Raw genomic sequence first — 14,067 nt, 5'->3', positions numbered from 1 at the left:
GAATTCGTTTTACTTGCGCTATGGCAAGGCACAAGATGGAGCCCAGCCCAACACTCTGGAGTACGCCATGTTTGCCAAGGACGTCATGACCTCGCCGGTGGTCACCATCTCTCTGTCCACCCCGGTTCGCGACATCACCGAACTGCTGCGCGACCGCCGCATCGGCGGCGTTCCGGTGGTCGACGCGGTGGATGCCCTGGTCGGCATCGTGAGCGAGTCCGACCTGCTCCAGCGATACGAGGCAGGCCAGCCGCCGGCTGCAGCGCGCCCATGGTGGTGCCGCATGCTGCTGCGCAGCGAGGCGCCGCTGCGCTATGTGCGCTCGCACGGCACGCGTGCCTGCGACGTCATGACGCATGGGGCAGTGTCGGTGCGCGAGGACACGCCGCTGGCCGAGGTCGCGTCCCTGTTCGCGCGGCGCCACATCCATCGCGTGCCGGTGATGCGCGGCCGACGGCTGGTCGGCATCGTGGCCAGTTCGGACCTGGTGAAGGCGCTGGCGGAATCCGGCCAACCCGCAGCGGCCGGTCCCCGCAGCGATGCCGACATACAAGCCAGCCTCGAGGACGAACTCTCGCGGCAGGGGTGGTGGAGCGACACATGGTCTCAGGTTGTCGTCGAAGACGGCATCGTCAGCTATCACGGCCTGCTGGAGAGCGAAGCCGCCCGCGACGCGGCGCGCGTGGCCGCCGAGAACATCGACGGCGTTCGGGGCGTGATCGACGAGCGGATTCGCGCCGCCGACATGCAGGCGATGTGCTGAAGCAAATGTCCCCGAACCCGCCGGACGACTCGCCGCTTGCATGGCTCGCCGATGCCCGCGACGAAGTGGCGCGGCAATGCGACCTGCTGAACCGGCTGGTGCATCGGGTCGCCGACGAGGGTGTCGCGCCCGATGAGCTGCGCGCCACCCTCCTGCGCCTGACGCGGGCGTTCCGCGCCGCGCTGGCATCGCTCTGCGATCGTCACGTCCGCTTCGAGAGAACCGAACTGCTGCCGATGGCTGGGCGCCTGCTGGGCGACGACGCGCTCGCGCACATGAAGAAGTCGATGCGCTCCCGCCGCGGCGCGCATACCGCCCATCACTTCTTCGGCTGAATCGTCGTGGCGGTGCACGCAGGCGTCGTGCCCGCCAGCTTGAGGTAGGCGATCAGGTCGGCCCGGTCGCCCGGGTCCGGCACGCCGTCGTAGGTCATGGCGGTGCCGGGCACCACGGCCAAAGGCTTGGCCAGGAAGCGATCGAGTGTCTTGTCGTTCCATGTGATGCCGGAGTTCTTCATCGCCGGCGAATAGGCGAAGCCCGGCACGCTTCCGGCAAGCCGGCCGAGCAAGCCGCAATGCCGCGGGCCGACGCGGTCGAAGGCCAGTGCATGGCATGCCATGCAGCGCGCATAGACCTGTTCGCCGCGAACCGCATCGATGTCGCCCGCGCACGCTCCCGCCGCCAGCGCCAGCAGGGCGCCGGCCGCCAGAACGGCCCGGATCACGACATGAACGCCGCAGGCACCGGTGCTTCGCCGAGCGCTTGCCGCAGCACGGCCCAGTGCATCGCCTCGTCACCGAGGATGCTGGCCGCGGCCTTCGACAGGTCGCGGTTGCCGAACAGAGGCACTGCGCCAAGGTATGCGCTCACCGCGCCCTGTTCCAGCCTGGCCGCGAACCGGAGCACGTCGGCCTGCGACTTCAATTGCTCCGCCGGAAAGTTGTAGTTCGCCCTGGACGCGACCGGCTTGCCGCCGAGCTTCTCGATGGTCCTGGCGAGCAAGTCGGCATGGGCCTTGTGGTGGCCCTGGAAGGTGAGCGCGAGATCGAGCACCGGCTTCTCCAGCAGCTTGCTCTCGGCGCCGAGCTGATAGGCGGCGATGGCTTCGAGTTCGGCGCCCAGGGCAGTGTTGAGGATCTGCGTGTCCTGCGGTCCGCCGTCACCCGTGCTGGCCGCGAGGGCGTCCTTGCCGGCCAGCAGGGCAATGGCGGCGCCGGAGAGCACGAGGCCCGAGCGACCGAGGAACAGGCGACGTGCCGCGACGGGCGTGGGCATCTGGAGGAATGACATGGTGGTTTCCTTGGTGGGGTTGGGGGAGGAAAACGAATGGAGGCCTCAGGGCCGCGGCAGCGCTGCATCGTCCGCCAGCCGTGCCAGCACGCCAGCAACGATCCGGTCGCAGCGCGCGCCGTCGAACGAGAAGGCATCGCCAACCGCCACGTCGACGTCGCGCGACAGGCCTTCGCGCAGCAGGCTGCGGGCGCGAAAGAAGCGCGTGCGCGCCGAGGCCTCGGGCATGCCCAGTGCAGTGGCGACTTCGCCGAAGCTCATCTCCTCCACCGCGCGCAGCATGAAGACGGTGCGGTAGGCATCTGGCAGGCGATCGATGCGCGTCTCGATCAGGCGGCGCATCTCCTCGCGCATGGCCAGCGCTTCGGGGCGCCCGTCGGCGTTGTCTTCCATCCACTGCTCCTCGTCCGACCCGGTCGTCTCCCTGGCCGCGTCCAGCGGAATCACTTGCGCGCCGCGGCGGCGCAAGCGGCTGAGCGATTCGTTGATCACGATGCGCACCAGCCAGGTGGAAAGTCGTGCCTCCTCGCGGAAGTTCGCCAGCGAGCGCCAGGCCTTGAGATAGGCCTCCTGCAGCGCGTCCTCGGTGTCGGCATCGCTCTTGAGGATGCTGCGCGCGGTGCGAAACAGCAGTTGGTTGTGCCGCCGCATGATGGCTTCGAAGGCCGGGCCGTCGCCGCCACGCGCGCGCCGCGCCAGATCGGCGTCGGTGGCCTGTTCGGCAGGAAGTCGCTGCGATAGGTGTTGCTCGTGGTGCATGTTGGTGTTCTTTCACCTGTTGGACGACCCGACATCGCAAAGCGTTTCAGGAATCGAAGTGCCGCCGCGCCCGCCTTCGCGAAGGCGCTGCGTGGGTGGGCCCAATGTGCGCGAAACTTGCATGTCCCGAGAACCATGCAAATGTCCAAGCACGACCCTTCCGCCACCCCCTGCATCCGCGTCTCACCTAGTGGGGTGCATGGCCTCGGCGCCTTCGCAACCCGGCCGCTGCCGGCCCTTGCGTTGCTCGGCCTCTACGAAGGCAGGCGCTACACGCCCAAGCAGATCGCGGCGAAGGACTGGAACGACCAGCTCACCTACCTGTTCACGCTCTCCAACCAGGAGACCATCGACGGCGCCAAGGGCGGCAACGCGACGCGGCACCTGAATCACTCGTGCGAGCCGAACTGCGAGGCGGTGGAGGAATACGACGACGCGGGCAAGCTGATCCTCAAGTTCGTGACGCTGCAGCCGATCGAGGCCGGCGAGGAACTGTTCATCGACTACTGCCTGACCGCCGACGATGGCTCGGTGCCGGAAGACTATCCGTGCCGCTGCGGCGCCCCGAGCTGCCGCGGAACGATGCTGGCGCCAGTCACGAATGATCAGGAGGCGGCGCCGGAGTCCTCGTCCTCGGGCGCGTGACACGCGACGCAGAACTTGTTGCCATCCGGGTCGCGAAAGTACGCACCGTAATAGTTCGCGTGATATTGCGGTCGCAAGCCGGGCGGCCCCTCGCAGGTGCCTCCACGGGCCAGCGCCGACTGGTACGCGGCGCGCACGGTGGCGCGGTCCGCCGCTGCGAAGGCCACCATCTGCCCGTTGCCCGGGTCGTGCGGCTGCCCGTCGAAGGGCTTGCAGATCACGAAGAACGGACGCGAATCGCCGGCGCTGTGCCAGCCGGCCCAGGGCTTGTCGCGCTCGCAGAAGCGAAGCGCCAGGCCAAGGCTGTCCATGACCGCGCCGTGAAACGCCAGTGCGCGTTCGAAGTCGCCGACGCTGACGAAGACGTGCGAGAACATCGCCGCCGCCTTCAGATCATCGGCGTCACCGCGCCATCCATCGCGAGCACCGCGCCGGTGATGTAGCTGGCTTTGGGCGACGCGAGGAACACCACCGCGTTCGCGATTTCCTCGGGTGTGGCGATGCGGCCCAGCGGCAGGCGGGCCGTCGCGCGTTGCAAGGCCTCTTCGGTGCCGATGCCCTGCACCTTGGCATCGGCCACCAGCCCTTCCTGCAGCCGCGCGGTGAGCGTGAGGCCGGGGTTCACCGCGTTCACGCGCACGCCTTTTGCCGCATAGGCCGCCGCCATGCCCGCGCTCACCAGCATCAATGCGGCGTTCGCCGCGCCGCCGGCCATGTGGATCGGGCTGGCCACCTTGCCGCCCGCACCGATCACGTTGACGATCGCGCCGCGACCGCGCCGGCCCATGCGCTTGATCACCGGGTCGAGCATGTGGATGTAGGTGAAGTATTTGGCGTCCATGGCCTCGTGCCAGGCCGCCGCGTCCAGGTCTTCGGGCGCGGTGCGCCTGGCGGCGCCGGCCGAGTTGACCAGCACGTCGACCGGGCCGAAGTTCAGCTCGGCCGCATCCAGCGCGGCGAGGGCGCCGCCCGGCTGCCGCAGGTCCGCCGCATGCAGCGCCACATGGCCGCCCGCCTCGCTGAACTGCCCGACCAGCTCGCGCTCGCCGCGCTGCAGGTTGGCCAGTTCGCGCGACACCAGGCTCACGCGCGCGCCTTCGCGCAGGAAACCCAGCGCGCAGGCCAGCCCGATGCCCTTGCTGCCGCCGGTGATGAGAACGTGTTGGTGGGTGAGTTGGAGGTCCATGGGGCCTATTGAACCTTGAAATGGCACTGCGCGTACATGGCATGCCCCCTCATTGCTGCCGGCCGCATCGACCGGCCCGCCGCGGCCGCCGCAGCGCTGGCGCGCGACAGCCCTCGCGTTGAAGGTGCTTGCCAGCGTCGCCTAAGATCCGCCGCATGACGGACCCCACCCCTGCGCCCCATCGCTTCTGGGCCGAGCTCACGACGCGCGACTTCGCTGCGCTCGACCCGGCGCGCACGGTGGCGGTGCTGCCATTGGGCGCGACGGAGCAGCATGGCCCGCACCTGCCGCTGGGCGTGGACACCAGCCTGGTCGATGGCATCGTCGCCGCTGCCTTGCCGCAACTGCCGCAGGATCTGCCCGTGCTGTTCCTGCCAACCCAGGCCATCGGCCTGAGCCCCGAGCACGCGCGCTTCGCCGGCACACTCACCCTGTCGGCCGAGACGCTGATGCGGCTGTGGAAGGACATCGGCGCCGGCGTGGCGCGCGCGGGCGTGCGCAAGCTGGTGCTGTTCAACGCGCATGGCGGGCATGTCGGCGCGATGGACATCGTGGCGCGCGAGTTGCGCGAGGCGCACGACCTCATCGTCTACAGCGTGAGCTGGTTCAACCTGCCGCTGGGCGAGGCCGACGCGCAGTTCAGTGCGCAGGAGCACCGCTTCGGCGTGCACGCCGGCGAGATCGAGACCTCGATGATGCTGGCGCTGCATGCCCCGCTGGTGCGCACCGGGGCGCTGCAGGACTTCAAGTCCGCGTCGCAGCAGCGCGCCGCCGACTACGCCATCCTCGGCAACGGCAAGAGCGCCAAGCTTGGCTGGGCCATGCAGGACTACAACCCGCAGGGCGCCGCCGGCAATGCGACCGCGGCCAGCGCGGACAAGGGGCGCAGGGTGGTCGATGCGGCGGCGCGGCAGCTTGCGCTGTTGCTCGCGGAGGTGGTCGCGTTGCCGCTGTCGGTGCTGGGCGCTGATCCTGCGTGAGGGGCGCTACGCCGGCTTCATCGACGACGCGCTGACGCTCCTGCCGAGCCGGAGCGTCGGGCCGGAGGGGTCGCGTCACTCCAGCGGATAGCGCTTCACCAGCGCGCCCATACGCTCGCTCTCCTCGCGGATCTGCATCGCAAACTCGGCCGGCGAATTGACGACCGGTTCGGCGCCCGCTGCGGTGATGGCCTTCCTGACGTCGGCATCCTTCACGGCTTCGCGCAGTGCCGTGGCGTAGCCCTGCAGCACCGGTGCCGGCGTGCCCTTCGGCGCGAACAGGCCATACCACGTGACCGACTGGAACTGCGGATATCCGGCCTCCGCCGAAGTCGGCACTTCCGGCAATGCGGCGGCACGCTGGTGGCCCTGGGTGGCGAAGATCTTCAGCGTGCCGGCCTTGTAGTGCGGCAGCGCGGCCGTGATGCCGGTGAACGCCATGTTCACGTTGTTGGCCAGCAGGTCGGCGACGATCGGGCTGGTGCCGCGGTAGTTGACGAAGATCAGATTCGGGATGCCCGCTTCCGCCGCGAGTTGCCGCGCCGAGATGCGCGACACGCTTTCCCCGCTGGCGACCGAGCAGGGCTGCGCGGACGTCTTGCAGTAGGCGATGAATTCGGCCAGCGTCCTCGCCGGCACCTTGGCGCTGGCCACGATCGCGGCCGGCGATTGCGATACGGCGGTCACCGGCTCCAGCCGCGCGAGCGGGTCGATGCCCTTGAGGCCCGGCGTGTAGCGCGTGACCACGATCGAGGGCACCTGCAGCAGCACGGTGTAGCCATCGGGCCTGGCCTCCATCACGCGCCGGGTGCCGATCAGGCCGTCGGCACCCGCCAGGTTCTCGACCACCACCGGCTGGCCCCACAGGATGCCGAGCTGCTTCGACACGGCGCGCGCGGTGGCATCGGTGCCGCCGCCGGGCGAATACGGCACGACCAGGGTCACCGGGCGGTCGGGCTTCCAGGCGGTCTGGGCATGCGTGGCTGGTGCGGCGAGCAGGGCGCTGGCCATCAAGGCCGCGCCAGTGGGCGAAATCCATCGCTGAAGTCTTCGGGTCATCGGGTTGTCTCCGTTTCGTGGGAATGGGATGGGCTCGGCGGCACGGGGCGCGCCCGCAGCCAATCGCGTTCGAACAGGCCGACGAGGCGGCTGCAGGCGATGGCGCTGCCGCGCAGCAGGGGCATGAGTTCTTCGCGCGTGGCCGCAGTGCCGGGCGCGCGTGTCAGCGCGAACAGCTGGAACACATAGCGATGGGTGCCGTGGCCGGGCAGTGGCCGGGCGCCGGCATAGCCCGGCATCGCGCCTTCCGCCATGCGCCGCACGCTGGCCGGCCCGGTGGCGATGCCGTGCAGGTACGCGTGGCGCAAGGGCACGTCGGGGTCTTCGACGATCAGCGCCCAGTTCGTCGCGCTTGGCGGCAGCGGGTTCCAGTGCAGTTCCGGCGAAAGGTTGCCGCCGACTCCTTCGCCGGCCTGGCGCAGGTCCAGTGCGCCGTAGTGGGTGAAAGAGTCGCTCCGCAATGCGAGCGTGTCGGGCAACGACGCCAACGCGGGGTCGTTGCAGGCCAGTGTGGCGTCGCCCGCGCGGCGACCGCGCAGCGGCAGGCCGATCCAGCGCAACACAAGGGGGTTCATCGGGGAAGCTCCGTGCTTCGCGCGACGGGCCAGGCCCAGGGGCGGCGTGCACGATCCGCCTGTTGCCATGTGCGGATCAGCGCGTCGTCCTTCAGCGTCAGGCCGATGTCGTCGAGACCCTGCAGGAGGCCCTCGCGCCGCAGCGGATCGATGGCAAAGGGCGTCACCTTGCCGTCCGCGGTGAGCAACGTGCATTGCTCGAGGTCCACCGTCAGCGGCGCGCCGTCGGCGCACGCCAGAGCCAGCCGCTGCACGTCGGCGGCCGGCAGGCGGATCGGCAGCACGCCGTTCTGGAGGCAGTTGTTGAAGAAGATGTCGCCGAAGCTCGGCGCGATCACGCAGCGCACGCCCATGCCCCGCAGCGCCCACACGGCGCCCTCGCGCGAGGAGCCGCAGCCGAAGTTGTCGCCGGCCAGGAGGATCGGCGCACCGCGAAAGGCCGGCTGGTTGAAGACGAAGGCGGGGTCTTCGCTGCCGTCGTCCCGGTAGCGAAGCGCCTCCAGGGCGTAGCGCCCCAGCTGGTCGCGCGTCAACGAGGTCAGGCGCTCGATGCGGATGATGACGTCGGTGTCGAGGTTGGCGCGCGGCAGGCAGGCGGCGGCGCCGGTGAGGGTGGTGAAGGCTTGCATGTTCAGGGGGCTTCGAGGTCGGTGATGACGCCGGCGATGGCCGAGGCGGCTGCCGTCGCCGGGCTGGCGAGGTGGGTGCGCGCGCCGGGGCCTTGCCGGCCGACGAAGTTGCGGTTGGACGTCGACACCGAGCGTTGCCGCGGCGGCACCTGTTCGCCATTGGCGGCGACGCACATGCTGCAGCCGGGCTCGCGCCACTCAAAGCCGGCGGCCTCGAACTCCTCGCGCAGGCCCTCGGCCTCGGCCGCGCGCTTGACGTTTTCCGATCCGGGCACGACCCAGGCCGTGACCCGCGCGGCGACGTGCTTCCCGCGCACCACCTCGGCCGCCTTGCGCAGGTCCGACAGCCGCGCGTTGGCGCAGGAGCCGATGAAGACCCAGTCGATCGGCGTGCCGGCGATGGCCTGGCCGGCGCTGAGCCCCATGTAGTCGAGCGCTGCGATCAGCGTGTCGCGTTGCGCGGCGTCGGCGGTGTCGCGCGGGTCGGGCACGCGGCCGTCGATGGCGATCGCGTGCTCGGGGCTGGTGCCCCAGGTGATGGTCGGGCGCACGGCCGCGGCGTCGATGACGACTTCGCGGTCGAACACCGCGCCGGCATCGCCGGGCAAGGTGCGCCAGTGCGCGACCGCCGCATCGAAGTCCGCGCCCTGCGGCGCGAACGGCCGGCCGCGCAGGTAGTCGAAGGTGCGCGCATCGGGCGCGACCATGCCGAAGCGTGCGCCGAGTTCCACCGACAGGTTGCACAGCGTGAGGCGGCCCTCGACCTCCATCGCCTCGATGGCCGGCCCCGCGAATTCGATCGCCGAGCCGACGCCGGCCGCGGCGCCGAGCTTGCCGATGATGTGCAGCGCCAGGTCCTTCGCCGTGACACCCGCGCGCAGCCGGCCGTCGCAGCGGATGCGCATCTGCCTTGGCTTTTGCTGGCGCAGCGTCTGTGTCGCGAGCGCGTGCGTGCTCTCGGAGGAACCAACGCCGAAGGCCATCGCCCCGAGGCCACCGTTGGTGCAGGTATGGCTGTCGCCGCAGATCACCGTGAGGCCGGGCAGCACGATGCCGATTTCCGGCCCCATCACATGCACGATGCCCTGGCCCGGCTGGCCGAGATCGAACATGTGGACACCCGCCTCTGCGCTGCGTTCCCGCAGCGCCGCGTGCAGCTTGCCGCCGAGGGGGAAGGTCGTGGCCACGCGGCCGGGCTGGCTGGACACGGCATGGTCGGGCGTCGAGAACACCAGCTCGGCGTTGTGCAGCCGCAGCCCGCGCGCCGCGACTTCGCCGAGCGCCGGCGGGCCCGACAGGTCGTGCAGCAGATGGCGGTCGATGTGCAGCAGCGCCCAGCCGTTGCCGAGGTCGCGGACGACGTGCGCGTCCCAGAGCTTGTCGAAGAGCGTGCGGGGCCGGTGCACGGAGGCAGCGGCGGTGGTGGCGGTCATATCAGTTTTCCACCATGCTTTCGCGTGGCCGCGGCGCATGAAACGAGGGTGAGCACCGCTTGTTCGTGGGCACCCGTGGAACCGGCTTTGCCGGGCCGCTGGGTGCGCCCCCTTGAGGGGGAGCGCCGCAGGCGCATTCGGGGGTGGGTTCCATTTCAGCGCGCCTCCATCGTTGCGCCGGCATTGAAGCGGGTGCGCAGCGCATCCCATTCGTCGGCGCCGAAGCGCCGGAAGGTCTGCGCCACGCTCAGCGCGACCTTCGGCGCCATGTGCGTGGCCTTGAGTTCAGCCAGCGCCGCGTCGCCGGCCTCGATGGTGGCCTTGAGCATCAGGCCCGGCAGGATGGCGAGCTTGTAGCCCATCGTCTCGGCCTCCCTCAGGTCGATGAGCGGCGTGCGTCCGCCGGGCACCACGTTCAGCAGGCATGGCCCGTGCACGCGCTTCGGCACGGCGGCGATCTCCTCGACGGTTTGCGTGGCCTCGACGAATGCCATGTCGGCGCCCGCCTCGAGCGCCGCATTGGCGCGCCGGACCGCCTCGTCGAGGTCGTGCATCGCGCGCGCGTCGGTGCGGGCGATGACGAGGAAGTCCTTCGTGCGGCGCGCCTCGACGGCGGCGCGGATCTTCGAGACGAACTCCGCGCACGGGATCACCTGCTTGCCGTCCAGGTGGCCGCAGCGCTTGGGCGAGACCTGGTCCTCGATGTGGATGGCGGCGACACCGCGCGCCTCGTATTCGCGCACGGTGCGGGTCACGTTCAGTTCGTTGCCGTAGCCGGTGTCGGCATCGGCGATCAGCGGGAGGCTGCAGGCGCGCGCCATGACGGCCGCGTTCTCGACCATCTCGCTCATGGTGAGAAGGCCGAAGTCGGGAAAGCCGCGCGCGGCCGAGGTGCCGGCGCCGGTCATGTACACGGCCCGGAACCCGGCCTGCTCGATCAGCCTGGCGCCGATGCCGTCGTAGGCGCCAGGGGCGATGACCATGCCGGGGGCGGTGAGTTGCTGGCGAAGCGAAGGGTGCGTGCTCATCGTCGAAGTTCCTGGTTGTCTGGTTTGGTCGTTGAGTTGTTATAAGACTATCACAACATAACAACAAGTCAAGCGGCTATGCTGGCATCCATGAAGACCATGGCCGACCCACCCCCTTTCACGCTCGCCAAGGGCACGGCGCTGCACCGCCAGTTGTTCCTCGTGTTGCGCGACCAGATCTCGCGCGGCCTCTTTCCGGACGGTGCCTTGCCGAAGGAAGAGACCTTGTGCGAGCGCTTTGGCGTCTCGCGCATCACCGTGCGCCGTGCGCTGGCCGACCTGGCCGCGCTGGGGCTGGTCGAGCGGCGCCACGGGCTCGGCACCTTCGTGCGGGCCGATGTGCCGGTGGCGCGCACGACGCCCAGCCTCACCGTGCTCGACAGCCTGCGCAAGACGGCGACGGACACCGATGTCGAGGTGCTCGAGGTGGCGCAATCCGAACCGCCCATGGACGTGATGGCCTTGCTGCAGATCCAGCGCGGCGAGAAGGCCGTGCACGTCCTGCGCCTGCGCAGCATGAGCGGCACGCCGGTGATGCTCACCGACGCCTGGGTGCCGGCCCCGCTCGGCAAGCGCGTGACGCCGGCCGCCTTGCGCAAGCAGGCGCTCTACGAACTGCTGATGGCGCAGGGCGTGAAGTTCGGGCGCGTGGTGCAGGAGATCACGGCGGTGGCCGCCGACCCGGTGCGGGCCGGCCTCCTGAAGACCGAGGTCGGCGCGCCGCTGATCAAGCTGGTGCGCGTGATGCACGACGCCGACGCGCGGCCGGTGCAACACCTCACGGCCTATCTTTCACCCGAGCGCAGCCGCATCCTGATGGACATTCCGGGCGACACGGTCAACACCCTGAGCGCCGGCCAATTCGTGCACGACGTGCGGTGACGCGCGAGCGGCGACAATCGGGGCCGCATGATGACCGACACCCCCGAACCCCAAGCGCCTCGCGCGCCCAGGAAGAAGCGCAATCCGCGCCCGGCTGGCCGCGCGCCGCAGGCGCAAGGCGCTCAACAGCCCTCTTCGCAACAACAGCAACAACCGCAGCAACAGCCCCAGCAAGGCAGGCCTGCGCAGAAGGGCCCGCGCAAGACGCACCCCGCGCTTGAAACCCTGTTCGGGCTCTATCCCGACCTGTTCGGCGCCCGCTTCCTGCCGCTGCAGCGCGGCGTGTTCCAGGCGCTGCTCGAAAAGCACCCGGAGGTGCTGAAGAAGGACGAACTCAAGGTCGCGCTCGCGCTGCACACCCGTTCGACCAAATACCTGGAGCGCGTGGCGGCCGGCGACAAGCGCCACGGCCTCGACGGCCAGCCGGTGGAAGACGTGGCGCCGGAGCACGTGCACCACGCCATCCTCGAAGTGTTCAAGCGCCGCCAGGCCCGCACCGGCGACGACCTGCGCCCGCAGACGCGCAAGCGCATCCTCGATGCCTTCGAGAAGTCGGGCCTCTCGCGCGAGGACTACCAGGCACTCGTGCGCAGCCAGGACCCGGCCAGCAACGAACTCACCGACGAAGCCTTCGCCGAACTCTCCGCGCAGACGGCCAAGCGCGAGGCGCTGCAGCGCGCCTTCGCTGCCAGCGGCAAGACGGTGGCGGAATTCGCCGAGATGTACGGACTCGACCCGCGCGAAGTCGGCCGCATGCTGCCGAACGCGTAAGCAGTCCCACCCCGCTGCCTGCTCGCGGGCACCCGCGGAATTGGCTTTTGCCAGGCCGCAGGGTGCGCCGCAGGCGCATCGTGGTGGGTGAATTCAGCCAGCGAGCTGCGTGACCGAAGCGACCGTCTCCGTGAGTGGATCCTGGATCGACGTATCCGCCCGCTCGCAGGTGCCGATCAGCAGTCCGCTCGCGATGGCGCGCTCGCGCAGGCGGTCGATCACCTCATCGCGGCCCGGCGTCTCCGAAAACGCCTCGCCGTCGCGCAGTGCGAACACCTGGAAGGCGTAGCGGTGCACGCCGTGGCCGGGTGGCGGATCGGGCGGGAGCCATGCGGCCTGCAGCCAGGAATTGCGGCCGATGTGCAAGCCCACGCCGGCCACGTCGGTGCTGGGCATCGCAGCCTCGGCCAGTGCGCCTTCCGCCACCGGCAGGTCGACGACGATGGCATGGACCAGCGGATGGGGCGTCGGCGAATCGGCGTCCTCCACCAGGAGCACCGCGGATGTCGCTTCCGTCGGCAGGCCGCGCCAGGCCAGCGGCGGCGAACAGCCCTCGCCATCGGCGGTGTAGCGCGCGGGGATCGGGGCGTGGTCGGCAAAGGCCAGGCTGCTGACCTCGATGGTGGCCATGCCGCTGCGCAAGCCCAGTGTGTTGAAGACGATCTGGTCCAGCCCGGCGCGCACCTCTTGCAGGGCGTGGCCGATGGCGTCGGGGAGTTTTTCGAGCATGAACCCTTTTAGCGCCGCTTGCCGCAACCGGTTGTAGGACGCCCTCGACGCGATGCGCCTGCCCGGTCCGTTCGGGGGCGGTGCGGCTTATCATGGCCCGGCCCGTCGGCGGCACCTCGATCCATCCACCTTTTCACGGGGGAATCCATGCTCTCACTCCTCGGGACCATCCTGATCGGCTTCATCGCGGGGCTGATCGCGCGTGCGCTCAAGCCGGGCGACGACTCCGGCGGCTTCATCTTCACCACCATCATCGGCATTGCCGGCGCGCTGGGCGCCACCTACCTGGGGCAGGCCCTGCACTGGTACGGCCCGGGCGAGACCGCGGGTTTCATCATGTCGGTGGTCGGCGCGATCGTGCTGCTTTTCGTGTGGGGCATGATCAAGCGCAAGGCCTGAGAATGTCAGGCTCCCGGCATGTTGCCGGGGCCAAAGGAGCACATCATGGGATTGCTGGACATCCTGCAACAAGTGATGTCGGGTGCGGGCAGCGGCGGCAACGCCGAGGCGCATTTCGACCAGGTGACGCAACACGCAACGACAGACCAGGTCGGCGCCGGCCTCGCGGCCGCGATGCGTTCCGACCAGACGCCGCCCTTCGGCAACATGGTCGGCCAGATGTTCGGCAACTCGTCGCCGAACCAGCAGGCCGGCGTGCTGAACCAGATCCTCGCCACGCTCGGCCCGGCCGCGGCCGCCGCGATTGCCGGTGGCGCGCTGGGCCGCGTGCTGGCGCCCGGCCAGACCCAGATCACGCCCGACCAGGCTTCGCAGCTCTCGCCGGCGCAGGTCACCGAGATCGCCGCGCATGCCGAGCAGGCGCATCCGGGCGTGGTCGACCAGGTGAGCCAGTTCTATGCCGAGCATTCGGGCCTGATCAAGACGCTCGGCGGCGCCGCCCTGATGGTGGCGCTGGCGAAGATGAAAGAGCACGCCGGCGACCGAGGCTGAGCGCGCGCAAGCGCCGGGGAGGGAGATCTGGGCAAGCCCCGCTATCACGTCTACGTCGTCGAGCTGGACGACCAGGTCTGGAACAGCGGGCGCTTCCGCCGCGCCAACCCGGACTATCAACTCGGCAAGCCCTTCGTCTATGTGGGCATGACGGGGCTCGACCCTGACATCCGCTTCGACAAGCACAAGGCCGGCATCCAGGCCAACGTGTTCGTGCGCGACCATGGCCTGCGTCTGCTGCCCACGCTGTACGAGCGCTACAACCCGATGAAGCGCGACGATGCGGCGCTGATGGAGGTCGAACTCGGCATCCGGTTGCGGTCGCTGGGATATGGGGTCTGGCAGGCCTGATCCACGGTCGCTGATTGCGGGATCGGACTTGACCGT

The 14,067-nt window shown here is 69.6% G+C and carries 20 protein-coding genes; 9 read left to right on the top strand and 11 right to left on the bottom strand.

Annotated elements, in window-relative coordinates:
- Positions 1-67 precede the first annotated feature (67 nt).
- Both HB681_RS30180 and HB681_RS30175 read left to right on the top strand, forming a co-directional pair.
- Positions 68-763 (top strand): CBS domain-containing protein, encoded by a 696-nt coding sequence (locus HB681_RS30180; protein WP_213958572.1) that lies wholly within the window; start codon positions 68-70, stop codon positions 761-763.
- Between the two features lie 5 nt (positions 764-768).
- Entirely contained in the window at positions 769-1,098 is a 330-nt protein-coding gene (locus HB681_RS30175) for a hypothetical protein (protein ID WP_213958571.1), read from the top strand.
- Here the strand turns inward: HB681_RS30175 and HB681_RS30170 are convergent.
- Genes HB681_RS30170 through HB681_RS30160 form a run of 3 tightly spaced genes read right to left on the bottom strand, consistent with a single transcriptional unit; the run spans position 1,083 to position 2,812 of the window.
- Entirely contained in the window at positions 1,083-1,484 is a 402-nt protein-coding gene (locus HB681_RS30170; protein ID WP_213958624.1) for a c-type cytochrome, read from the bottom strand. The two genes, HB681_RS30175 and HB681_RS30170, sit on opposite strands and share 16 nt — an antisense overlap.
- Positions 1,484-2,053, bottom strand: a complete 570-nt coding sequence (locus HB681_RS30165) for a ferritin-like domain-containing protein (protein ID WP_213958570.1) — start codon at positions 2,051-2,053, stop codon at positions 1,484-1,486. Before HB681_RS30165 ends, HB681_RS30170 begins: the two co-directional genes overlap by 1 nt.
- A 45-nt stretch (positions 2,054-2,098) precedes the next feature.
- A complete protein-coding gene (locus HB681_RS30160) occupies positions 2,099-2,812 on the bottom strand; it encodes an RNA polymerase sigma factor (protein WP_213958569.1) in 714 nt (237 codons plus the stop codon).
- A 141-nt stretch (positions 2,813-2,953) separates the two neighbouring features.
- Between HB681_RS30160 and HB681_RS30155 the strand changes: the two genes are divergently transcribed.
- Positions 2,954-3,457, top strand: coding sequence for an SET domain-containing protein-lysine N-methyltransferase (locus HB681_RS30155; RefSeq protein WP_213958568.1), 504 nt, complete (start codon positions 2,954-2,956; stop codon positions 3,455-3,457).
- Here the strand turns inward: HB681_RS30155 and HB681_RS30150 are convergent.
- Positions 3,418-3,834 (bottom strand): VOC family protein, encoded by a 417-nt coding sequence (locus HB681_RS30150; RefSeq protein WP_213958567.1) that lies wholly within the window; start codon positions 3,832-3,834, stop codon positions 3,418-3,420. The genes HB681_RS30155 and HB681_RS30150 overlap by 40 nt on opposite strands.
- 11 nt (positions 3,835-3,845) lie before the next feature.
- Positions 3,846-4,643, bottom strand: a complete 798-nt coding sequence (locus HB681_RS30145) for an SDR family oxidoreductase (RefSeq protein WP_213958566.1) — start codon at positions 4,641-4,643, stop codon at positions 3,846-3,848.
- Positions 4,644-4,798: 155 nt separating this feature from the next.
- On the opposite strand from HB681_RS30145, the gene HB681_RS30140 reads away from it, so the two are divergent.
- Positions 4,799-5,623 carry a creatininase family protein gene (locus tag HB681_RS30140; RefSeq protein ID WP_213958565.1) on the top strand — a complete coding sequence of 275 codons (825 nt, stop codon included), beginning with the start codon at positions 4,799-4,801 and terminating at the stop codon, positions 5,621-5,623.
- Positions 5,624-5,698: 75 nt separating this feature from the next.
- Here the strand turns inward: HB681_RS30140 and HB681_RS30135 are convergent, their stop codons facing one another.
- The 5 genes from HB681_RS30135 to HB681_RS30115 all read right to left on the bottom strand — a co-directional run bounded on the left by HB681_RS30135 (position 5,699) and on the right by HB681_RS30115 (position 10,347).
- Positions 5,699-6,682: a tripartite tricarboxylate transporter substrate binding protein gene (locus tag HB681_RS30135; RefSeq protein ID WP_213958564.1), complete on the bottom strand. Its 984-nt coding sequence runs from the start codon at positions 6,680-6,682 to the stop codon at positions 5,699-5,701.
- Positions 6,679-7,257 (bottom strand): YbhB/YbcL family Raf kinase inhibitor-like protein, encoded by a 579-nt coding sequence (locus tag HB681_RS30130; protein WP_213958563.1) that lies wholly within the window; start codon positions 7,255-7,257, stop codon positions 6,679-6,681. The genes HB681_RS30135 and HB681_RS30130 overlap by 4 nt, the downstream gene beginning before the upstream one ends.
- Complete coding sequence (gene leuD, locus HB681_RS30125; protein ID WP_213958562.1) at positions 7,254-7,886, bottom strand: 3-isopropylmalate dehydratase small subunit; 633 nt, start codon at positions 7,884-7,886, stop codon at positions 7,254-7,256. Before leuD ends, HB681_RS30130 begins: the two co-directional genes overlap by 4 nt.
- Positions 7,887-7,888: 2 nt before the next feature.
- Positions 7,889-9,319 (bottom strand): 3-isopropylmalate dehydratase large subunit, encoded by a 1,431-nt coding sequence (gene leuC, locus HB681_RS30120; protein WP_213958561.1) that lies wholly within the window; start codon positions 9,317-9,319, stop codon positions 7,889-7,891.
- A 155-nt stretch (positions 9,320-9,474) separates the two neighbouring features.
- Positions 9,475-10,347, bottom strand: coding sequence for an isocitrate lyase/PEP mutase family protein (locus tag HB681_RS30115; protein ID WP_213958560.1), 873 nt, complete (start codon positions 10,345-10,347; stop codon positions 9,475-9,477).
- Between the two features lie 90 nt (positions 10,348-10,437).
- Here HB681_RS30115 and HB681_RS30110 point away from each other — a divergent pair, with 90 nt between their 5' ends.
- Together HB681_RS30110 and HB681_RS30105 are read left to right on the top strand one after the other, a co-directional pair.
- Complete coding sequence (locus HB681_RS30110) at positions 10,438-11,229, top strand: GntR family transcriptional regulator (protein WP_256735155.1); 792 nt, start codon at positions 10,438-10,440, stop codon at positions 11,227-11,229.
- Between the two features lie 27 nt (positions 11,230-11,256).
- The gene (locus HB681_RS30105; protein ID WP_213958559.1) at positions 11,257-12,000 is read left to right on the top strand and encodes a ProQ/FINO family protein; all 744 of its coding nucleotides are present in this window, start codon (positions 11,257-11,259) and stop codon (positions 11,998-12,000) included.
- Positions 12,001-12,093: 93 nt separating this feature from the next.
- Here the strand turns inward: HB681_RS30105 and HB681_RS30100 are convergent, their stop codons facing one another.
- Positions 12,094-12,729, bottom strand: a complete 636-nt coding sequence (locus HB681_RS30100) for a YbhB/YbcL family Raf kinase inhibitor-like protein (RefSeq protein WP_213958558.1) — start codon at positions 12,727-12,729, stop codon at positions 12,094-12,096.
- A gap of 147 nt (positions 12,730-12,876) precedes the next feature.
- Between HB681_RS30100 and HB681_RS30095 the strand changes: the two genes are divergently transcribed.
- From HB681_RS30095 to HB681_RS30085, 3 genes are read left to right on the top strand one after another with little or no spacing between them, the layout of a single operon-like run.
- Positions 12,877-13,128, top strand: coding sequence for a GlsB/YeaQ/YmgE family stress response membrane protein (locus HB681_RS30095; RefSeq protein ID WP_213958557.1), 252 nt, complete (start codon positions 12,877-12,879; stop codon positions 13,126-13,128).
- A 45-nt stretch (positions 13,129-13,173) separates the two neighbouring features.
- Positions 13,174-13,680: a hypothetical protein gene (locus HB681_RS30090; protein WP_213958556.1), complete on the top strand. Its 507-nt coding sequence runs from the start codon at positions 13,174-13,176 to the stop codon at positions 13,678-13,680.
- A 27-nt stretch (positions 13,681-13,707) separates the two neighbouring features.
- Positions 13,708-14,031, top strand: coding sequence for a hypothetical protein (locus HB681_RS30085; protein ID WP_213958622.1), 324 nt, complete (start codon positions 13,708-13,710; stop codon positions 14,029-14,031).
- Positions 14,032-14,067 lie beyond the last annotated feature (36 nt).

Source organism: Variovorax sp. dw_954 (assembly GCF_018449755.1).
Classification (GTDB): Bacteria; Pseudomonadota; Gammaproteobacteria; order Burkholderiales; family Burkholderiaceae_C; genus Variovorax.
This window is presented reverse-complemented; position numbering and strand designations above follow the sequence as displayed.